General features: G+C 69.2%; 17 protein-coding genes, 1 tRNA gene and 1 pseudogene. 7 read left to right on the forward strand and 12 right to left on the reverse strand.

What is annotated here, in order from left to right:
* Positions 1 to 27: 27 nt before the first annotated feature.
* A complete protein-coding gene (locus tag ACFOWZ_RS14815) occupies positions 28 to 3,729 on the reverse strand; it encodes an FkbM family methyltransferase (protein WP_382372568.1) in 3,702 nt (1,233 codons plus the stop codon).
* Positions 3,722 to 4,831 (reverse strand): SHOCT domain-containing protein, encoded by a 1,110-nt coding sequence (locus ACFOWZ_RS14820; RefSeq protein ID WP_382372570.1) that lies wholly within the window; start codon positions 4,829 to 4,831, stop codon positions 3,722 to 3,724. The genes ACFOWZ_RS14815 and ACFOWZ_RS14820 overlap by 8 nt, the downstream gene beginning before the upstream one ends.
* Before the next feature lie 225 nt (positions 4,832 to 5,056).
* On the opposite strand from ACFOWZ_RS14820, the gene ACFOWZ_RS14825 reads away from it, so the two are divergent.
* Complete coding sequence (locus tag ACFOWZ_RS14825; RefSeq protein ID WP_382372572.1) at positions 5,057 to 5,347, forward strand: hypothetical protein; 291 nt, start codon at positions 5,057 to 5,059, stop codon at positions 5,345 to 5,347.
* A 130-nt stretch (positions 5,348 to 5,477) separates the two neighbouring features.
* Here ACFOWZ_RS14825 and ACFOWZ_RS14830 read toward each other — a convergent pair whose 3' ends face one another.
* Genes ACFOWZ_RS14830 through ACFOWZ_RS14845 form a run of 4 tightly spaced genes read right to left on the reverse strand, consistent with a single transcriptional unit; the run spans position 5,478 to position 9,760 of the window.
* Positions 5,478 to 5,834 carry a septal ring lytic transglycosylase RlpA family protein gene (locus tag ACFOWZ_RS14830; protein ID WP_382372574.1) on the reverse strand — a complete coding sequence of 119 codons (357 nt, stop codon included), beginning with the start codon at positions 5,832 to 5,834 and terminating at the stop codon, positions 5,478 to 5,480.
* Positions 5,835 to 5,879: 45 nt separating this feature from the next.
* Entirely contained in the window at positions 5,880 to 6,272 is a 393-nt protein-coding gene (locus ACFOWZ_RS14835; RefSeq protein WP_382372576.1) for a contact-dependent growth inhibition system immunity protein, read from the reverse strand.
* Between the two features lie 28 nt (positions 6,273 to 6,300).
* Positions 6,301 to 6,930, reverse strand: a complete 630-nt coding sequence (locus ACFOWZ_RS14840) for a hypothetical protein (protein ID WP_382372578.1) — start codon at positions 6,928 to 6,930, stop codon at positions 6,301 to 6,303.
* Positions 6,931 to 6,970: 40 nt separating this feature from the next.
* On the reverse strand, positions 6,971 to 9,760 hold the full coding sequence (locus ACFOWZ_RS14845) for a BTAD domain-containing putative transcriptional regulator (RefSeq protein ID WP_382372580.1): 2,790 nt from the start codon (positions 9,758 to 9,760) through the stop codon (positions 6,971 to 6,973).
* 57 nt (positions 9,761 to 9,817) lie between these two features.
* Between ACFOWZ_RS14845 and ACFOWZ_RS14850 the strand changes: the two genes are divergently transcribed.
* Entirely contained in the window at positions 9,818 to 10,864 is a 1,047-nt protein-coding gene (locus ACFOWZ_RS14850; protein ID WP_382372582.1) for a cytochrome P450, read from the forward strand.
* Here ACFOWZ_RS14850 and ACFOWZ_RS14855 read toward each other — a convergent pair.
* On the reverse strand, positions 10,839 to 11,267 hold the full coding sequence (locus ACFOWZ_RS14855; protein ID WP_382372584.1) for an OsmC family peroxiredoxin: 429 nt from the start codon (positions 11,265 to 11,267) through the stop codon (positions 10,839 to 10,841). The two genes, ACFOWZ_RS14850 and ACFOWZ_RS14855, sit on opposite strands and share 26 nt — an antisense overlap.
* A gap of 110 nt (positions 11,268 to 11,377) precedes the next feature.
* On the opposite strand from ACFOWZ_RS14855, the gene ACFOWZ_RS14860 reads away from it, so the two are divergent.
* On the forward strand, positions 11,378 to 12,283 hold the full coding sequence (locus tag ACFOWZ_RS14860) for a S66 peptidase family protein (RefSeq protein ID WP_382372586.1): 906 nt from the start codon (positions 11,378 to 11,380) through the stop codon (positions 12,281 to 12,283).
* 44 nt (positions 12,284 to 12,327) lie between these two features.
* On the opposite strand, the gene ACFOWZ_RS14865 is transcribed toward ACFOWZ_RS14860, so the two are convergent.
* Positions 12,328 to 12,400: transfer RNA gene (locus ACFOWZ_RS14865), tRNA-Gly, on the reverse strand.
* A gap of 32 nt (positions 12,401 to 12,432) precedes the next feature.
* The gene (locus ACFOWZ_RS14870) at positions 12,433 to 12,831 is read right to left on the reverse strand and encodes a DUF7674 family protein (protein WP_382372588.1); all 399 of its coding nucleotides are present in this window, start codon (positions 12,829 to 12,831) and stop codon (positions 12,433 to 12,435) included.
* Positions 12,832 to 12,990: 159 nt separating this feature from the next.
* On the opposite strand from ACFOWZ_RS14870, the gene ACFOWZ_RS14875 reads away from it, so the two are divergent.
* The 3 genes from ACFOWZ_RS14875 (at position 12,991) to ACFOWZ_RS14885 (ending at position 15,723) form a co-directional block, all read left to right on the forward strand.
* Positions 12,991 to 14,307, forward strand: a complete 1,317-nt coding sequence (locus ACFOWZ_RS14875; protein WP_382372590.1) for a sigma-70 family RNA polymerase sigma factor — start codon at positions 12,991 to 12,993, stop codon at positions 14,305 to 14,307.
* 96 nt (positions 14,308 to 14,403) lie between these two features.
* Positions 14,404 to 14,841, forward strand: a complete 438-nt coding sequence (locus ACFOWZ_RS14880; protein ID WP_030465552.1) for a hypothetical protein — start codon at positions 14,404 to 14,406, stop codon at positions 14,839 to 14,841.
* A gap of 15 nt (positions 14,842 to 14,856) precedes the next feature.
* Entirely contained in the window at positions 14,857 to 15,723 is an 867-nt protein-coding gene (locus ACFOWZ_RS14885) for an Fpg/Nei family DNA glycosylase (protein WP_382372593.1), read from the forward strand.
* Positions 15,724 to 15,862: 139 nt separating this feature from the next.
* Here ACFOWZ_RS14885 and ACFOWZ_RS14890 read toward each other — a convergent pair whose 3' ends face one another.
* The 3 genes from ACFOWZ_RS14890 to ACFOWZ_RS14900 are packed head-to-tail and all read right to left on the reverse strand — an operon-like array spanning position 15,863 to position 18,550.
* Positions 15,863 to 16,450 carry a LutC/YkgG family protein gene (locus ACFOWZ_RS14890; protein WP_382372595.1) on the reverse strand — a complete coding sequence of 196 codons (588 nt, stop codon included), beginning with the start codon at positions 16,448 to 16,450 and terminating at the stop codon, positions 15,863 to 15,865.
* Entirely contained in the window at positions 16,443 to 17,861 is a 1,419-nt protein-coding gene (locus ACFOWZ_RS14895) for a LutB/LldF family L-lactate oxidation iron-sulfur protein (RefSeq protein WP_382372597.1), read from the reverse strand. Before ACFOWZ_RS14895 ends, ACFOWZ_RS14890 begins: the two co-directional genes overlap by 8 nt.
* Entirely contained in the window at positions 17,843 to 18,550 is a 708-nt protein-coding gene (locus ACFOWZ_RS14900; protein ID WP_382372702.1) for a (Fe-S)-binding protein, read from the reverse strand. Before ACFOWZ_RS14900 ends, ACFOWZ_RS14895 begins: the two co-directional genes overlap by 19 nt.
* Before the next feature lie 111 nt (positions 18,551 to 18,661).
* Between ACFOWZ_RS14900 and ACFOWZ_RS14905 the strand changes: the two are divergent.
* A pseudogene (locus tag ACFOWZ_RS14905) lies at positions 18,662 to 19,137 on the forward strand (sensor histidine kinase); the annotation flags it as partial.

Genomic DNA, 19,137 nt, shown 5'->3' on the forward strand with positions numbered 1-19,137 from the left:
TTGTCGCAGGTGGTTGCGCCAGATTTCCTAACTTTGCCCAGGTGAGCTGGGTCGCAGCCACAACGTCGCGAACCCGGACTCGGAGTTGCGGGCCTCGTCGATCAGGTCCGCGTCCGTGTGATCGCCACCGGCGGTGCCGTTCTCCCGGACCGGCGCCGGGTCGTAGCCGAGCTTGCGGTAGCCGGCGAGCACCTCAGCCGGATCGTCGCCGAGCTCCTCGATCGCCCGCGGGTCGAACTCGCACACGACGTGCGGCCGGTCCCGTTCCAGCACGGCGGTGAGCCCGTTGAGCGCGCGGTGGTCACGACCCTGGAGGTCGATCTTCACCAGCGAGATCCGGTGTGCCGTCACCTCGTCGCGCCCGTCGAGCCGGACCGCGGGGATCACCACACCGCCCGCCGTCGTGTCGGAGGCGTCGTGCGCCCGGTAGTCGCCGCTGTTGTCCTGCTCCTCCTGAACCAGGCGGATTTCACCGTCGGTGTCCCACGCCGCCATCGGCAGCACGGTGACCGGAGCCTTGTCGCCGATGTTCACCGAGAGGTTGCGCCGCAGGTACTCGACGTTGGCGGGGCTGGCCTCGACCGCGACCGCGCCCGCCATGCCCGACGTGCGCTGGAGCAGCCGCAGCGTGTGATAGCCGACGTGCGCGCCGATGTCGAGGAACGTGCCGTCACCGACCAGCTCGGCCATGAGGTCGGCCTCGCCGGGCTCCCACGAGCGGTGGTGTGCCAGCCACGGCAGCACCACTCCGTCCTTGGGCATGATCAACGTGCCCGCGTCGCACACGACCACGTCGGCGTCCGTCGGCACCGGCGCGTGCCGCAGGCGTTGCACCTGGTACACCGCCGCGACGTCCTCGACCACGTGCGCGAACCGCATCTCGTCGTCGTCCAGCCTGCGGTCGCGGGCGGCGAACATCTCGAACGTCTTGCGGTCGCTCGCTTCCAGTCGTTCCCAGAGCTTCGTCAGGCGCTCGTCGAGGGCGGAGGCGAGTTGCTCCTCGCGGTCCCGTTCGCGGTCTTCGGCCAGGTCGGCCAGGGTCTTGTCGATCCTGACCAGGTCCTGCCCGAGCTCGCGACCCTGGTCGGCGATCTCGGACACCTCGTGCTCGACGATCGTGAGGCGCTCGGTGTTCCGTTCGACCGCTTCCAGCCGGGCCATCATGGCACCGAGCGTGCCCTCCACGCCGTCGACGACCGCGCCGAGCACCTTGCGCTGGTGCACGTCGTAATGGTCGATCGAGCGCAGCACCGCGCGCCGCAGCACCGGTGCGAGCGGAATCCGCGAAGCCGTGTTCGCCTCTGCCCGCCACAGCAACGCCTGGCGGGAGTCGCGCAATGGTCGCAACGGGTCGTCGACCTGCTGACCGGAAGCCGTGACGTGCGGCGACTTCCAGCTCTGGTACGCGGCTTCGAGCTGTTCGCGCACCCACTTCGCCGCAGTGCGCATCGACCTGGTGCGCAGCACGTGTGCCCGTGCCGCACGTCCGCGCCGGGCCGCCTCGGCCGGGTTGTCCGCGACCTCGCGCATCGCGGCGGCGGCGGCGTCGAGGTCGGGCTCGGCCCAGAGCGAGTCCTCCGGGTACGGGTAGTTGCCCTTGCCGACCGGGACCAGCTCGTAGGGCACCGGCCAGCCGCTGCTCTCGTCGAGGAACTCCGTGGTGCTGGAGTAGTCCGTCGAGATGACCGGCAGCGCGCGCGCCATCGCCTCGGCGACGGTCAGGCCGAAACCCTCACTGCGGTGCAACGACACGTAAGCGGTGCTCGTCGCGTACAGGTCGTCGAGCTCGGAGACGGTCAGATACCGCTCGATGAGCTCGATCCGGTCGTCATCCGTGATCCGCACGCGCAGCTTCTCGGCGGTGTGCGGGTGCTTCGCGCCGTTGATCGCCTTCAGTACGAGTCGGACGTCGTCCCGACCCTCGAACGCACGCTGGAACGCCTCGACGACACCCCACGGGTTCTTGCGCTCACCGATGCTCGCGAAGTCGAACGCGAACAGGAACCGGACCTGCTTCGCGCTCGGCCGGCGGTCCGGCTCACCGGGGTCGCGGACCGGCACGGGGATCGTCTTGACCGGCACTGGCGAGTGCTTGGCAAGCGCTTCACGGCAGAAGTCGCTGACCGTCCACACCTCGTCAACCTCGCGGAACGCCGCGTGCATGTGCTCGGGGAAGTCCTCGAGCTCCCACGCCCACAGGCCGATCCGGTAGCGGTCGTGGCCGACCTGCGGACGGTGCCGCAGCACGACCTTGGTCTGGTCGGCGTTCACGCACAGCAGGCTGACGGGGAAGCGCGGCTCGCCGACCGTGTCCGGCTGGTCGAGACCCCTGCGGTTGGAGACCAGCTCGTCCTCGACGACGGACACGACGGGAACACCGCTCTCGTCGATCGCGTCGTGCACGATCCTGGCCATCTCGCCGACGCCGAGCTCGGCAGTCAGGTAGCCGACGACGTTGACGCCGAACTCGTCCTCGGGCTCGGTGAGCTCACGGGGTTCGGTCGGCAGCGCCCACACGGGCAGAGCCTCCTCGCGAATGCCGCTGGTGCGGCACCACGAGCGGAAACCCTCGGCGTCCGCGCCGTGCGGGTGCGGGAACGCCATCTGCAGATCGGCGCGCGACTCCCACACCGCAAGGGCGAGCCGGTTGAGCCCGCTGTCCTTCGGCGCGTTCTCCGGCAGCGCGGTCAGCCACTCCTTCAACGCCGCGTGGTGCTCGGCGTCGAACGCGTGCGATGGCGGGTCCTTCTTCTTGCGCTCCGCCTTCACCCACGCGTCGCGGAAGAGCGTCCGCATCGCCGGGGTGATCTTGGTGCCGTCCGCGGCCTTCGCGAAGCCGTAAGGGATCGACTCCAGCGTCTGCGCGTAACCGTTCGCCTTCAGCTTCGCGCCGTACGAGTCGCACAGCTGCCGCACGACTGGATGTTCGGACAGCAGCACACGAGGACGGAACGGCGCGTGGCTCGTCAGAATCCACGGGCGTTCGGGCCGGTAACCGCTGTAGTGGAAGAACCGCAACGGTTTCCCGCCCGCGGTGAACGTGCCGTCCTCTTCGCGCACCGGGCGTTCGTGGACGTTCCAGTACGCGACGTTGAATCCGGGGTCGCGCAGCACGGTGTTCGGGAACAGCGCCGGCACCTGGTCGACCCACCGCTGGTCGGTGAAGAGCTGCCGGTGCGGCGCGACGATCGCGTCGTGGCGCAGGCGTTCTGCCCAGAAGTCGAGGAATGCCTCCGAACCGGGACCCGTCGCGACGAAGCCGAGGTTGAAGATGCCGGACCCCATGATCGCGGCCTCGCTCGGCTCCTTGCCGTCACGGGGCAACGGCTGGAGGAAGTGCGGCGTCAGCACGATGCCGTGCGCGGTCGCCAGCTCCTCGAGCTCCGGCATCGGGGCGAAGACCTCGATGTCCGGGTCGATGTACATGACGACGTCGCTGGTCTTGCGCAGCTCTCGCAACAGGTACGGCTTGACGGCGGTGGCCAGCTCGGTGACCGAGTAGGCCGTCGCCATCCGGAAGTAGTCGTCCTGGTCGATCCCGGTAGTGCCGGGGCCGACGATCTTCCAGTCGTTGGTGTCGTCGGCCTCGTTCCACGCGGCGTCGATCACCGCGATCACGAAACCGTGGCCGGGGTGGTGCTTGAGGTAGGAGGTCGCGAGGACGCGGGCGGCGGGCAGGTAGTTCCGGGCCACCACCGTGCAGGCGGTGACCCGGTGCTGGTCACTCATCGGCAGACAGGGCCTTCAGCTGCGCGTCGAGGGACTCCTTGAAGTTCTTCTGCGCGTCGGCGAGCGTCTTCGACGTCATGTCGAGACGGACGATCAGGTCCTTGCTGCTGTAGTGACCACGCACGCGCGCAAGCTCCTGACCCTTCGCGTCCAGGTTGCCGGCCAGGACCCCGCCGGGCAGCCCGGTCGCCTCGGTCATGCCGTTGTTGATCTGGATGTCGTGCAGCTCCTTGGCCGCGGTCTTCGCGGCAGCCGCGTCCTTGGCCTGGACGATCAGCAGGATGCCCTTGGAGCCGTCGTCCAGCGTGAACTGGACGAGCTTCGTCTTGCCGGCACCCGCGACGTTGTAGGACAGGATCTCGCTGTCCAGCAGGTACTTCAGCGTCGGAACCGGTGTGAAGTCCTTGACCTGCTTGTTCTCCGACACCTTGCCGGGCAGCTTGCCGGCGGGCAGCGGGTCGGGCGGAGCGCTGGGCGTCGTGCTGGTCGACGTTGCGGAGTTGGTCGGCCCGGCGTTGGGGTCGGCGCCGCCGCGGCCCCACAGCCAGTACGCGCCGAAACCGAGACCCGCCAGCAGGAGCACGGCGAGGACGATGCCGATGATCTTGCCCTTGCCGCCGCCGCCACCGGACTCGTCGAAGACCTCGGGACCGTGGCTCCAGCCGGGCGAGGGCTGGTTGATCGCGTCGAAGTCGCCACCGATCCACGGCGGCGGGGCGGCGGCCTGCTGTTGCTGCTGCGGGCCGGGACCCCAGCCCTGCTGCGGCGCGACGGGCGCGACGAACTGCGTGCGCTCGGCGTCGGAGGAACGGTTCTGGGTGTTCACCACCTGAGTGGCGTCCGGGTTGTGGTTCTGCTGGGGCTGCTGCTGCGGCGGCATCTGGTTCGGGACCACCTGAGTGGCGTCCGAGTTCGACGCGCTCGGCGGCTTCGCCTCCCACTTGAACGGGGGAGCGAACGGCGCCTGCTGAGGACTCTGCGCGGGCGCACCACCCGCAGAACCGGAGAGAATCTCGTCCCGGCGCCGACGGTAGTCGTCAGCCGAGATCCGACCAGAGGCGAGTTCGTTGTCGAGCTTCTGCAGCTCGTCTTGCCAGGTCACCCCTGGCACCCCCTTCCGCGCGAACATGGACTCGGACATTGTGCCCGTGCCCTGTAATGCCTTCGTGCGGGCCTCTCAAGTCGTGACCTGGTTGTGGCGAGACACACCCGTGCATCTGCGGTGCGGTGTGGTTCGGGCGCAACAAACCGCAGGTGGGGGCTTCTTCGGAACCACCAAGAACCCTTACTGCATCAGCAGAAGATGAGTCCGCACGGCCTCGTGGTCGTGGTCGTGGTGGTGGGGCGCGGCCTCGTGGTCGTCGTGGCCGCGGGCGGTGGCGCCTGGGTTGTTGTTGTCACGGCCGGGGCGGTCGTCGTGGTCGTCGTCGTTGTCGTTGTCTTGGAAGAAGAAGACGGTGCGGACGACGAGGTGGACGACACGGTCAGTGACGGAACGTTCGTTTCGGTCGGGATCAACGAAGGGGTGTTGATGAGCGAAACGCGGGCCGGTTGGTCGGCTCCCGGCGGTGTCGGATCGCCCGACGCGAGCGATCCGACATGCGGTGCGAGCACGTAAAACGCGGCGACGACAGCACCCAGAAGCGCCCCGGTTGCGAGCCGACCCGGCCCACTCATCGCCGCCAACACTCGGATTGACTATCTCGTTCACTCGATTGGGTCAAGCAAAACGATGGTTTTATACTCAACTAAACCTTCGTAACGGTCACGCCGACCACGCCCTGTGACAACGGCGCGATCGCCTTGAAGGCCTTCGGGGTCAGGTCGATGCAGCGGCCGGTGATGAACGGGCCGCGGTCGTTGATCCGCACGGTCACGGTCTTGTTGTTGGAGCGGTTCTTCACTTTGACCTTGGTGCCGAACGGCAGGGTCTTGTGCGCGGCCGTCAGCTTGTTGGGGTCGAAGCGCTCGCCGCTGGCGGTCGTGCCGCCGCCGGTGTAGTAGGAAGCCTTGCAGGTCTCGGCAGAGGCCACGGGGGAGAAGAACACGGCGGTGGCGGCGAGGGAGGCCAGCGTGAGGCCGGCGGCCGCGAGAGTCTTGGGCATGGTCCTAGGAACTCAGCTCGCGGCAAAGAGACGCCTAACGCGCGCCTAACCCGGGAACTGTTCGGCCGCGGAGACCAGCAACTGCCAGTCGCCGTCGGGCAACGTGCGCAGGCGGTCGAGCAAAGCGGACATTCTGGACAGCAACGCTGGGTGATCGGTCCAGAACGAGGGATCTACTCTCAGTAGAGCGGCGAGCAGGTCGCCGGGGTAGAGCGCGACCGATCGCAGCGGGTCCCGCTCGACGTGTTCCAGCGCCAGCGGCACCGTCACGTCCAGGCCCACCTGATGCGTCACCAGCAGGTGCAGCGACGTCGGGGTCAGCTGTCCCACGGGCAGGTCGCGCAGTGCGCACAGGTCCCGGTAGAGCTGGGTGGACGACGAGTCGGGTCTCAGCCAGTCGTCGTCGCTCAGGTGCGCGAGCGTGCGGTCGCGGTCCACGCCCCCATGGTCCCTGCCCTGGGAAGAGCTAGCGTGCCGACTGAGGCAACGGTTCGGCATTGGGCGACTGCCAGCCCACGCGCACGAGCACCTCGCCCTCGTGCAGCAACGCCTGCGACGCCAGGCCCCACACGGTCGACGCCAGCAGCACCGAGCTCACCGCCTCGCCCAGCCGCAGCGGATCGTGCCCGATCAGCCGGACCAGCACGCCGTTGCGTCGCGCGATCAGTTCCAGGTCGCAGCTCTCGGCGCGGGCGGCGTGCAGCAGCCACGTCAGGGCCGAGTCGGGCACCTCGTCGGCCAGGAAGGGACGCGGGTCGGCCCGGCGCAGCGAGATCGCCGCCGCGGACGCCACCTCGCAGGAGAACGGGTCCAGCTCCCAGCGCGGGTGCACCGACGCGACCTGGCCGTCGGGGCCGGGGGACCGCAGCACGTGGCAGTCCCAGCCCATCGCCGACAGCGCGACCCGCACGTGGTGCAGGACCGCGCCGCACGCGAGCAAAGACGTCTGGTCGGTGCGGGTCGTCAGGAGCTCCAGGCACTCGTTGCCCGATCGCCACCGCCAGGGCGGGACGATGCCGAACGACGGTGCCCGCGCCGCGAGTTTCAGCACTTCCTCGACGGTCTCCGCGTCGGGTGTGCGCACGCTGGTCCTCATTCGTCCCAGCGTGCTCGCGGCCGGTTGCGCCGAGCCTGCGTCACGACTGCGCGGCCGCGACCACGGCGGCCACGGTCATCGCGCTGCCCCGTGCGAAGTGCTCGTCGTAGGCCTCTTCGCCCAGGGCCTGCCGGCACAGCGCCACGCACTGGTCGTGCGACGCGGCGAAGTTCGCCGAACCGAACAGCGGCAGCCCGACCGACTGCCACACCCGGTCGGCCCCGCCCAGCAGCAGCGCGGCGTGCGTCGCGGACCCGGTGACCACCGAGATCAACGCCAGCAGCTCCACCGACACCGCGATGCCGAGCAGGTCGTTGAACTTCTCCTTGATGCGCAACGAAGAAGTAGCCAGCTCACGGGCCTGGGCGACATCACCGCGTCCCATTGCGACGAAAGCGAGGACGTACAACGCGTACGCGCGCGCCCACAGCTCACCGTGCTCCTCACACACGGAACGGGCCTCGGTGCACAGCGCCGCCGCCCGGTCGAAATCGCCGCTGAACGCCACGGTGATCGCCAGCGCCACCCGAGCCATGATCACGTTGCTGTCGAGGTGCCCCAGCTCGGCGTGCCGGCGGTCGGCCTCGCGCAGCAGTGACGCGCCCAGCGACAGGTCGTCGTCGAACACCGCCGCCGCACCCTGCACGTAGGTCGCGTAGGCGTCGGCGTCCGTGTCGTCCAGCAACGCGGCCTCGGCGCGGCACCCCTCCAGCAACGCCGGCACCGCGGAGGTGTTGCCCTGCAACGTCGCCACGTACCCGGCGACCCACAGGGCCTTGCACCGCGCCCGCGACGGCTCCGTCTCGAGCGACAGCGCCCAGTTCAGCCAGTGCCGTCCCTCGGCGAACCGGCCGCAGCCGACCCAGTAGAACCACAGCGTCCCCGCGAGTCGCAGGCCCGCGTCGGCCTGGCCGGGGGTCGTCAACGAGTACTCCAGCGCGGCACGCAGGTTGCCGCGTTCGGCCGTCATCGCCTCGACGGTCGCGGACTGCCGTGGTGTGAACCAGGCCCGTTCGCCTTGTTCGGCAATGCGTGCGTACCAGTCACGATGGCGCGCCTTCAGCCGTGGCTCGTCGTCGCCCGCACGCAACCGCGTCTGCCCGTACTGCCTCATGGTTTCCAGCAGCCGATAGCGCGCCACGCCTCCATGTTCTTCCCGCAGCAGCACGGACTTGTCGACCAGCCCGTCGACCGCGTCGAACATGTAGTCGGCGGTCAGCGAGTCGTCCGAGCACACCGCTTCGGCCGCAGGCAGGTCGAAGCTGCCGGCGAAGACCGACGCCCGCGCCCAGAGCAGCTGCTCGCGCGGCGAGCAGAGGTCGAAGCTCCAGTCCATCGTGGCGATCAGGGTCTGGTGCTGCGGCAGCGCGGTCCGGCCGCCGTCGGTCAGCACCCGGAACCGGTCGTCCAGCCGTTCCAGCAGCTGTGCCGGCGTCAGCGCGCGCACCCGCAACGCGGCCATCTCGATCGCGAGCGGGATGCCGTCCAGCCGCCGGCACAGGTTCGCGACGGCCTGCTCGTTCGCGCCCGTGATGACGAACGAGCCGGGTACCGCCGCGTCTGCTCGTTGGGCGAACAACGTCGCCGCCGGGTACGGCACAGACAACGGCGCGACGGACAGCACCTGCTCGCCATAGACGCGTAGCGCGCGCCGGGACGTGGCGATGACACGGAGCTTTGGCGCCACACGCAGCAGCGTGTCGACCAGCACTGCGCAGTGGTCGACGACGTGTTCGCAGTTGTCCAGCACCAGCAACGCGTCCCGGTCGGCGAGGAACTCGGTGAGCACGGTCAGCTGCCCGCGTCCGGTCTGGTCGACCACGCCCAGCGCCTCGGCCACGGTGTGCGGGACCAGCGCCCGGTCGCGCAACGCCGCCAGCTCGACGAGCCACACACCGTCCGGCGGGTGCTCACCACGTGCCACGTGCATCGCGAGGCGCGTCTTGCCCACGCCACCGACGCCGATCAACGTGACCAGCCGGTGCTCCCTGATCAACTCCGCCACGTGCGCGGTCTCCGGGCGGTCGACGAAGCTGGACCGGTCGGCCGGCAGGTTGCCGCGCACCACGACCGGAGTGCGTTCGGGCAGGTCAAGACGTGGATCGGCGGTCAGCACCGCCTGTTCGAGATCCCGCAGCCTGGGGCTGGGCTCGATGCCCAGCTCGTTGACCAGGACGCCGCGGGCCCGCTGGAACGCGGCCAGCGACTCGGCCTGACGGCCACAGCGGTAGAGTGCGATCATCAGCTGTTCCCACAGCCGTTCGCGGAACGGGTGCTGGTCGACCAGCGAGTTCACCAGCGGTGCCACCGCGGCGTGCTCACCGAGCTCCAGCGAGGCCTCCATCAGGTCCTCGGTCGCGTCCATCCGCAGCTCGACGAGGCGCATGGACTCCTGACGCGTCCACTCACCCGGACGGCAGTCGGCCAGCGGATCACCCGTCCACAACGCGAGGGCTTCGCGCAGCAGCTTGGCGGACTCCAACGGCCCGTCGCTCTGCCGTGCTGCTGCGACGAGCGCTTCGAACCGTGCGACGTCAACGGTGTCTGCGGACGCGTTCAGCACGTAACCGGGTTCACGGGTGGTGATCAGCTCACCGAGCCCGGCGTCCCGGATCTGCCCGCGCAGCCGTGCGAGAAGGCTGTGCAGGGTCTTCGTGGCCGTGGGCGGCGCTTCATCCGACCAGAGCGCGTCCACGAGCGCGCTTCTCGGCACCGTCTCCCCCGGCTTCAGGGCGAGGCGGGCCACGAGCGTCCGCTGTCCCGCACTGCCGAGCTGGACTGCTCCGTTCGGTCCGGTGAGTTCGAGCGGTCCGAGCAGCCGGATGATCACGATTTTCGTCCTGTCGTCAGCCCCCGACAAAGGCTGGAACCGCGCCAAGATATCGCAATGGAATTCGACCCGAGAATCAACGCCCAGCGCGTGACCGCGTATGCCGATCTACGTGCGGTGTTGGCTGATCCGGTGACGTTCTCCTCCCGGAACATGGCAGGACCGCAGGTTGCGGCCGTGTCCGCGCTGCTGCCGCCCGAGCAGCGGCGATTGCTGGAATTGATGTCATCGCTCAACGCGGCGGACGGAACCCGGCACGCCCGAATTCGTTCCGCGGCGAACCAGAAATTCACTCAAATGGCCGTGCGCCGAATGGCTGATCCAATTAGAGAGCGCGCACGGGCGTTGCTCGACGACCTGCCGGAGGAAGCGGACTTCGTGAGCGAGTTCGCCGCGCCGTTCGCGCTGGGCGTGGTCGCGGACGTGCTCGGTGTGCCGGAACGGGACTTCCCGCTGTTCCGCGAGTTCGTGGCGCCCGTGCTGGAACTGACCAGCGGCGAGGAGATCAGCGAACGGGTGCTCGGGTCCTACTTCGCCGGGATGAACGAGTTCTGCGCCTACTTCGGGCGCTCCACCGCGTTCAAGGGCGGTCAGCTCTCCGAGCAGGAACGGCTGTCGCTGTGCCTGGCGGTCGTCGTCGCCGGCACCGACTCGACGACGAACATGCTGTCCAGCGCGCTGCTGCGACTCGACCGGCGAGAACGCCGGCTGGGCGGCGTGGTGGAGGAGGTGGTGCGGCTCGACGCGCCGTTCATCGGCTTCTTCCGGACGGCGACCTGCCCGGTGACGATGGGCGGGGTCAAGATCGCCGAGGGCGACCACCTGTTCCTCGACTACGCGGCGGGCAACCGCGACCCGCGCGTGTTCACCGAGGACTTCGACCCCGGCAGGCCGTCCGTGCCCGCACATCTGGGCTTCGGCCACGGCCCGCACTACTGCCTCGGCGCCGGCCTGGCGCGGCTGGAGGGCCGCATCGTCGCCGAAGAGCTGCTCGACCGCTCGTACGAGGTGATCGAGCAGCCCGGCGACGTGCGCTACCGCAGGCACCTGATCAGTCACGGGCCCGCGGCACTGCGGTTCAGACCAGGGCGGCGTCCAGCGTGATGTTCTCGACGGCCGCGAGCGCCTTGGACACCGGGCAGTTCGCCTTGGCGCCCTCGGCGGCCTCGACGAAGGCCTCCTGGGTGAGACCCGGAACGTTGGCGCGCACGGTCAGGTGAATGGCCGAGATGCCCTGGCCGGCGACGAAGGTCACCTTGGCGTTGGTGTCGATGGAGGTGGGCGGCGTGCCGGCACCGGTCAGGCCGTGGGAGAGCGCCATGGAGAAGCAGGACGAGTGCGCCGCGGCGATGAGCTCCTCCGGGCTGGTCTTGGCGCCGGCCTCCTCGGCACGCGCCTTCCAGTCGATGTCGAAGCTGCCGCTCTTGGACGTGTCGAGGTTGACGTTGCCCTTGCCCTCGATGAGAGAGCCTTCCCAGTGCGCGCTTGCCGATTGGGTGACTGCCATGGTCTCCAAGTCCTTCTCGCACGAGCTCGAACGCCTTGATTCGAGCGGACACCGACCACCCTTTCACGGGTTGGCGCGGAGATCACCCCGGGACTGGCACAGTCGGCGGGGTGGACGTCGTGCTGCCCCAGCGTGTTCGTGCAGGAGACCGGGTCCGTCTCGTTTCGCCGGCGAGTTTCCCGAGTGAGGAGGTGCTCGCCGAGTCCGTGCGGTGGCTCGAGGGCTGGGGGCTGGTCGTCGAGGTCGGAAAGCACGCGATGGACCGCCACGGCTACATGGCCGGCCGGGACGAGGACCGGCTGGCCGACCTCAACGACGCCTACCGCGACCCCGCAGTGCGCGCGGTGATCGCCACGACGGGCGGCGCGGGTGCGTACCGCATCGCTGACGGCATCGACTTCGCGGCGGTGCGGGCCGACCCCAAGCCGCTGGTCGGGTTCAGCGACATCACCAATCTGCACCTGGCGTTGTGGCGGCACTGCCGGGTCGCGGGGATCCACGGCTTCCTGTCCGGCGCACGTTCGGCCTCCGCGACGCGGTCGTTGTTGATGGAGACCGAACCCACCGTGCTGCACCGGGACCCTGAATCGCTCACAGCGGCCGTCCGGGTGGCGGGTGTGGCCACGGGCACCCTCGTCGGCGGGCATCTCGGCACGATCGCCTGGTCCGTCGGCGCCGGACTGCCCGATCTGGACGGCGCGATCCTGTTCGTGGAAGCGCCGCGTGCGGTCGGGCTCGGTCACGTCGACCGCCAGCTGACGCAACTCATGCGATCGGGTTCGCTGAGGGGACTGCGCGGGGTGGCGCTCGGCCGGTTCCCGGGGTTCGAGGACCACGTCGACCGCGGCTGGAACGTGGTCGACGTGCTGCGGGACCGGTTGGAGGTCCTGGGGATGCCGGTGATCGGTGGCATCGACGTCGGCCACGGCGACGACTCGCTGTCCACACCCCTGGGACCGGTTGCGGAGTTGGACGCCGACGCGGGCACGCTCACCGTCGGACCGGCGGTTCGCTGAACACGAAGAAGGCCGGTGCCCATTGGACACCGGCCTTCTTCGAGAGCGGATGACGAGACTCGAACTCGCGACCCTCACCTTGGCAAGGTGATGCGCTACCAACTGCGCTACATCCGCACTGCCTTACGGGAGAGAACTATACAGGAGGCTCAAACGGCGTCTCGACCGGGGGGCTGCAAACCCGCCAACAGTTGATCTACCTCGTCCAACTGCTCCTTCGGCCAGCGCCACTCCCACAGGGCGCGAACCTTGGGCAGCACGTCGCACGGCAGCCACGCCGCGACCTCCTCGCGAAGGTCCCAGTCGTCGAACACGTGCTCGTAGAAGCTGATCAACGCCGCGTTCTCCAGGAACTGCTCCTGCTGGTGGAAGCACCAGTGCGCGAAGCCGTACGCGCGGCGCAGCACGTCGTCGTCCTGCTCGCGGTGCGCTTCCATCGCGAGCTGCGACAGTTCGGAGAAGAAGACGTGGCAGGACCACTCCTCGGTCTCGGCGACAGCACGAAGTTCCGGCACGAGGGCCGAAGCTCGTTCCCGCCAGTCCACCACGCCCGTGACGATAGTCGCTCGATCTTCTTCGGCCGACCGTCCGACGCCCACATGTGACCGTCTCGTCACCGATCGCTTTGCGCTGTTCGGCCCACTACGAACGGATGGTCTTGTGTATCGACCTGTTCTCATCGAGGAGCAGTTCTGGCCCCTTGTGGCATGTTGAAGCCTGTGATGGTCGACGAGAACGAGGTCGACCGGGACCTGCTCGCCAGAGTGCGCGAGGGAGACGACTCGGCCTACGGCGAACTGTTCTCCCGGCATGCGGAGGCGATTCGCCGCTTCTCGCTCAGGCACGTGCGTGAGGCGGCTGAGGCCGACGACCTCACGGCTGAGGCGTTCTTCCGCATGCTGCAGGCGATCCGCCGGGGCAGCGGTCCGACCGACCACGTCCGCACGTACCTCCTGACCGTCGCTCGCCGCGTCGCGTGGGAGTGGAGCGGCCGGCGCCGGGACGTGCCGGTGGAGGACGAGGAGCTGGGTCGCCGCGTCGAGCCCGTGGGGGACAACGCGAACCGCCGGGTCGAGCACAACCTCATCACCAGAGCCTTCTCCAGCCTGCCCGAACGCTGGCGGGTCGTGCTGTGGCGCGTCGAGGTGGAGGGCGAGCGTCCCGCCACCGTGGCACCGCACTTCGGTCTTTCGCCGAACGCCATGTCGGCGTTGGCTCGCCGCGCGCGTGAGGGTCTCCGTGCGGCGTACCTGCAGGCGCACCTCGCCGCCGACGACGGGCGGTCGTCGTGCGCTGCGATCCGTTCCAAGCTCGGCACGTACACCGCGGGTGGGGTCCAGGGCGTCGAGGAACGCCGGATCCGCGCCCACCTCGACACCTGTTCGTCCTGCTCGCAGCTCCACGCCGAGCTGAACGAGGTCTGCGCGACGCTGCGGGCGAACGCGGCGTTCCTGATCGTTCCGTCGACGCTGGGGCTCTCGTTCGCCGGGAAGCTGCTGATCAGCAAGACCAAGATGGCGCTCGCCGCGGCGAGTGTCGCGACGATCGGCCTGTTCGGGACGGTGGCCGCCGTGTTCAACGGCGGGCCGGGCGTGGCCGTGCTGCAGCCGGACCAGCACCCGGTGATCGCCCTGAACACGTCCGGTTCGGCCAGTTCCAGCCACAGCCAGGAGCTCGTGGTCGCGCCGCAGCCACAGGTCCAGCAGCAGGTGAAGCCGCAGGACAACCTGGTGAACCCCGGCGGCGGGCAGCAGCTGGAGACGGTGCGCAAGACGACGTCCCAGGCGCCGCCGTCCCAGGAGCAGCGCAGGGAACCCCCGGTCGAGCGCGCGTTGCCGGTGGCCCAGTCGTCCGGCTCTTCGGCGGTCAGCACGGTGTCCACGACGTCGCAGAACGTGAAGTCGCTGAACGCGCAGTCCTCGTCGTCCGGGGCGCCGTCGCCGTCGTCCGTCACCTGTTCGACGCCGCGGACGACCGAGACGACGGTCATGCTCTACCCGACGAAGCCCGGCACCAAGAACTGACGGTGACGATCAAGCTCGGCCGAGTTCACCCACAAGGCTCGGCCCGCGTTGGGTACGGTTTGTCCTAGAACCCGAACTAGCGTGGGAGACGGGGACATGACGCGGCTGGTGCGCGGTGCGGACGGGCGGATGTGGACTGTCCACAGCCGCATCGAGTGGCGCAACCCGGTGGAGTCCGACGACTTCGAGCACGACGTCAGCGGTGGCGCCCTGCCCGGCATCATGATGGCCGGGATGCTGGTCGTCATGGTGGTCGTGCTGATCGCCTGGACGCCCGAGCAGGTCGTGGTGCCCGCGTGGCTGATCCTCGCGTTGATCTTCCTGTTCGCCTTCTTCCCCGTCCGCTGGGCGCTGCGCCGGCCGCACACGCTGGTCGCGGAGAGCAAGGCCACGGCCGACGAGCTGCCGCCCGAGCGGTGGATCGGGCAGGTCAGGGGCCCGATGGCGGTCCGCCAGGAGGCCTCGCGGGTGGCTCGCACGATCGAGATGCACTCGCTGCCCGACGTCGAGGGCCCGCTGCAACCCGTCGACTGATGCGACACTGGACCGGTGCCCGAGCTACCCGAGGTAGAAGCACTGGTCCACCACCTGCGTGAGAACGCGGTCGGCCGCACGGTGCACCGCGTCGACGTGGCGTCACTGCAGGTCCTCAAGACGTTCGACCCGCCGTGGACGGCGCTGCACGGCCAGGAGGTCGTGGCCGCGCACCGGCACGGCAAGCACCTGGACCTGGAGGTCGCGGACGGCCTCCACCTGGTCGTCCACCTCGCCCGCGCCGGGTGGCTGCGCTGGGCGGACACCATGTCCGCGCCGCCGCCCAAGCAGGGCCGCGGCCCCCTCGCCCTGCGCGTGCACCTCGGGCCACCCGGTCAGGGGCCGGGCTTCGACCTGACGGAAGCCGGGACGAAGAAGGGGCTCGCGGCGTGGATCGTGCGCGATCCGATGACCATCGCGAGCATCGCCAGGCTGGGCCCGGACGCGTTGGGGATCACCCGCACGCAGCTGGAGGACCTGTTCGCCAAGCGGACGGAACGGCTCAAGACCGCGCTGACCGACCAGGGCCTGATCGCGGGCATCGGCAACGCCTACTCCGACGAGATCATGCACATGGCCCGCCTCTCGCCGTACGCGACGACGGGCAAGCTCGACGAGGAGCAGCTGGACCGGCTGCACGAGGCCATGATCAGCACGCTCACCGACGCCGTGGCGCGGTCGGTCGGCCAGGACGCCGCCCGGCTCAAGGGCGAGAAGCGGTCGGGCCTGCGGGTGCACGCGCGCACCGGGCTGCCCTGTCCCGTCTGCGGCGACACGGTGCGCGAGGTGTCGTTCGCGGACAAGGCGTTCCAGTACTGCCCGACGTGCCAGACCGGCGGCAAGCCGCTGGCCGACCGCCGGTTGTCCCGCCTGCTCAAATAACCGCTGCTTTACCGGCTCCGCCGAACCTCGCGCCCCGTGTTGCGTTTGGCGGGAAAAGCACGTTCGGGCCGATAGATCGCCCGAACGTGCTTTTCGCGCCAAACAACAGGAGGCGGTACGCCGGTGTGAACCTGACTGTTCAACCTCGGTAGTCGACGATCAGAACCTCCAGCGTGCGGGGGCCGTGGACGCCCTCCACCCGGTTGAGCTCGATGTCGCTCGTCGCCGACGGGCCGCTGATGAACGTCAGCGGCCGCGTGGGTTCCAGTCGTGCCAACGCTTCCGGCACCGACCCGGCGATCTGGTCCGCCCGCACCACGCACAGGTGGTAGTCGGGCAGCAGCGTCAGCGCGCGACGGCCCTGCGCCTCACCGCCGTCGAGGACGATCGTGCCGGTGTCCGCGATCGCGACCGCGCACCCGGTCAGCACGCCGTCCGCCCCGTCCAGCTCCTCGATCGACAACGGCTCGCGCAACCACGTGACGCCGTCGACGAGCCACTCCTCCGGCACGCCGGCGGGAGCCACGATCCGCTTGCCCACCAACCGTTCCAGCGCTTCGGGCACGTTCGACACCACGTGCACGACCGCGCGGTAGTCGGCGACCCGCTCGGCGAACAGCTCGACGCCGCCGGGTCCCTCGGCGAGGTAGCCGCGCACCACGGGCGGGGCCGGGGTGACTCGCGCGTCGCGGATGCGTTGGAGGATCTCTTCTCGTGCGCTAGCCACGGTTCTTCCTCCACCAGGCGCGGAACGACTCTTGCGGGGGCGCGGGCACGTCCCGTGAGGACGTCCACTTCGAACCCGGCCACGGCAGCCACGTGATCTTCCCGTCCCTGGCCAGGAAACGGGCCAGGGAACCGGCTTTCTGCGCCTTCTCGTAGCGGGAGGCCGAGGCGAACGTCCACGCGGCGGCGGCCATCGCGATCGACTCCGCCGTGCGTCCCTTGGCCTCCACGGCCTCGGCGCGCAGGTGCGTGAGGACCGACGGGATGTCGATGCGCACCGGGCAGACCTCGAAGCACGCGCCGCACAGCGAAGAGGCGTAAGGAAGTGAGGCCGCCTGCGGGTCGTGCATGTCACCGACCAGCTGCGGCGTCAGGATCGCGCCGATCGGGCCGGGGTAGACCGAGCCGTACGACTGACCGCCGGTGCGTTCGTAGACCGGGCAGACGTTGAGGCACGCCGAGCACCGGATGCAGCGCAACGCCTGCCGTCCGACGGAGTCCTTCAGCGTCGCCGTCCGGCCGTTGTCGATGAGCACCAGGTGGAACTTCTGCGGTCCGTCGCCGGGCGTCACGCCGGTCCACACCGACGTGTACGGGTTCATCCGTTCCGCGGTGGACGAGCGGGGCAGCAGCTGGAGGAAGACCTCCAGGTCCTGCCACGTCGGCACGAGCTTCTCGATGCCCATCACGGTGATCAGGGTTTCCGGCAGCGTCAGGCACATCCGGCCGTTGCCCTCGGACTCCAGCACGACGATCGAGCCGGTGTCGGCGACGGCGAAGTTCGCGCCGGACACCGCGACCTTGGTCGTGAGGAACTTCTCGCGCAGGTACACCCGCGCGGCCTCGGCGAGGTCCGCCGGCTCGTCCGACACCTCGACCCCCATGCGGCGCTGGAAGATCTCGCGGATCTCCGAGCGGTTGCGGTGGATCGCGGGCACCAGGATGTGCGACGGCCGGTCGTCGCCGAGCTGCACGATCAGCTCGGCGAGGTCGGTCTCGATCGCGTGCACCCCACCGGCCTCCAGGGCCTCGTTCAGCGCGATCTCGGCCGTGGCCATGGACTTGACCTTCACGACCTCGGTGGTGTTCTCGGCACGGCAGAGGTCGAGCACGATCCGGTTCGCCTCGGCGGCGTCCCGTGCCCAGTGGACGACGCCGCCGCGAGCCGTCACCGACTCCTCCAGCTGCACGAGCAGGGTGTCGAGGCGCGCCAGCACGTCGTCCTTGATCTGCTCGCCGGCGACCCTGAGCTGTTCCCAGTCGGTCATCTCGGCGACTGCGGCGGCCCGGCGACCGCGGATGGTCCCGGTGGCCTTGCGCAGGTTCTGGCGCAGCTGGGTGTCCGCCAACGCCTTGTGCGCGGCCTTCGGGAACGTCGGGCTGCCCAGCCACGTCACGGGGTTGCGCGCCACGGGTCCTCCTCCGTCGAAGCCAGGATCTCCGCCAGGTGCACCGGCCGCACGCCCGCGCGCAGCCGCGAGAGGCCGCCGCCGATGTGCATGAGACAGGAGTTGTCACCGGCCGAAAGGACCTCGGCACCGGTGTCGAGCACGCACCGCATCTTGTCCGCGAGCATCGCCGTGGACGTCTCGGCGTTCTTCACCGCGAACGTGCCGCCGAAGCCGCAGCACTGCGTCGCGTCCGGCAGTTCCACCAGATCGAGGCCCTTGACCGCCCTGAGCAGCGCCAACGGCTTGTCGCCCACCCCGAGCATGCGCAGCGAGTGGCACGTGGGGTGGTAGGTGACCCGGTGGGGGAACCACGCGCCCACGTCCGTCACGCCGAGCACGTCGACCAGGAACTCCGCGAGCTCGAACGTGCGCGGCGGGGCCTCACCCAGCGTGGGGTGGATCTCCCGCACCATGCCCGCGCATGACCCGGATGGCGCAACCACGAAGTCGTAGCCGCCGAAGACGTCGGTGTACTTGCGGGCGAGAGGCTTCGAGAGTTCCCGATAGCCGGTGTTGAAGTGCATCTGCCCGCAGCACGTCTGGTCGAGGGGGAAGTCCACCGAACAGCCGAGGCGTTCCAGCAGACGCACCACGGCACGTGCGGTCGACGGGAAGAACGTGTCGGTCAGGCAGGTCGCGAACAGGGCCACTTTCACGGGCACACCCTCTCCCCAAATTCATCGGATGTCTACCCGGAACGGTGGACCGTACGGGGGTACGCCGGGCGCGCCTCTTGCTATCGGGGTCCACGACAGCAGAGCATGTGCCTTGTGGGCGACCTGTTGACCGAGCGCGCCGTGCTCGGTGTCATCGCGACCCTGGCCGTTCTGGGCCTCTTCGTGATGCTTTGCCGCGCTCGACGAGTCAGCACCTCCGTGGAGGATGCTGTGATGGACATGCTCGACCGCATGTCCAGGGCGTCGAGCGACCTCCGCGCGGGATTGACGGAGGAAGCGGCGAACAAGGCCACGCCCCACCTGCGCGAGATGCTGCGGTGCGTCGCGGTCGCCATCACCGACGAGGAAGGCACCGTCCTGTCGTGGGACGGCGGCGCGAACGACCACTACGAGTACCTCCGCGACACGGTCGCCCGTGCCATCAACAACTGCCACAAGGAACACGTCGACCACCGCAAGCTCGGCTGCGAGCTCCAGGGCCCGTGTTCCCTGCACAGCGTTGTTGTCGTTCCGCTGGTTGTCGAGGGCGACGTCGCCGGAACGCTGATCGTGGTGTCCGG

It is taken from the genome of Lentzea rhizosphaerae, from assembly GCF_042649515.1.
GTDB lineage: Bacteria > Actinomycetota > Actinomycetes > Mycobacteriales > Pseudonocardiaceae > Lentzea > Lentzea aerocolonigenes.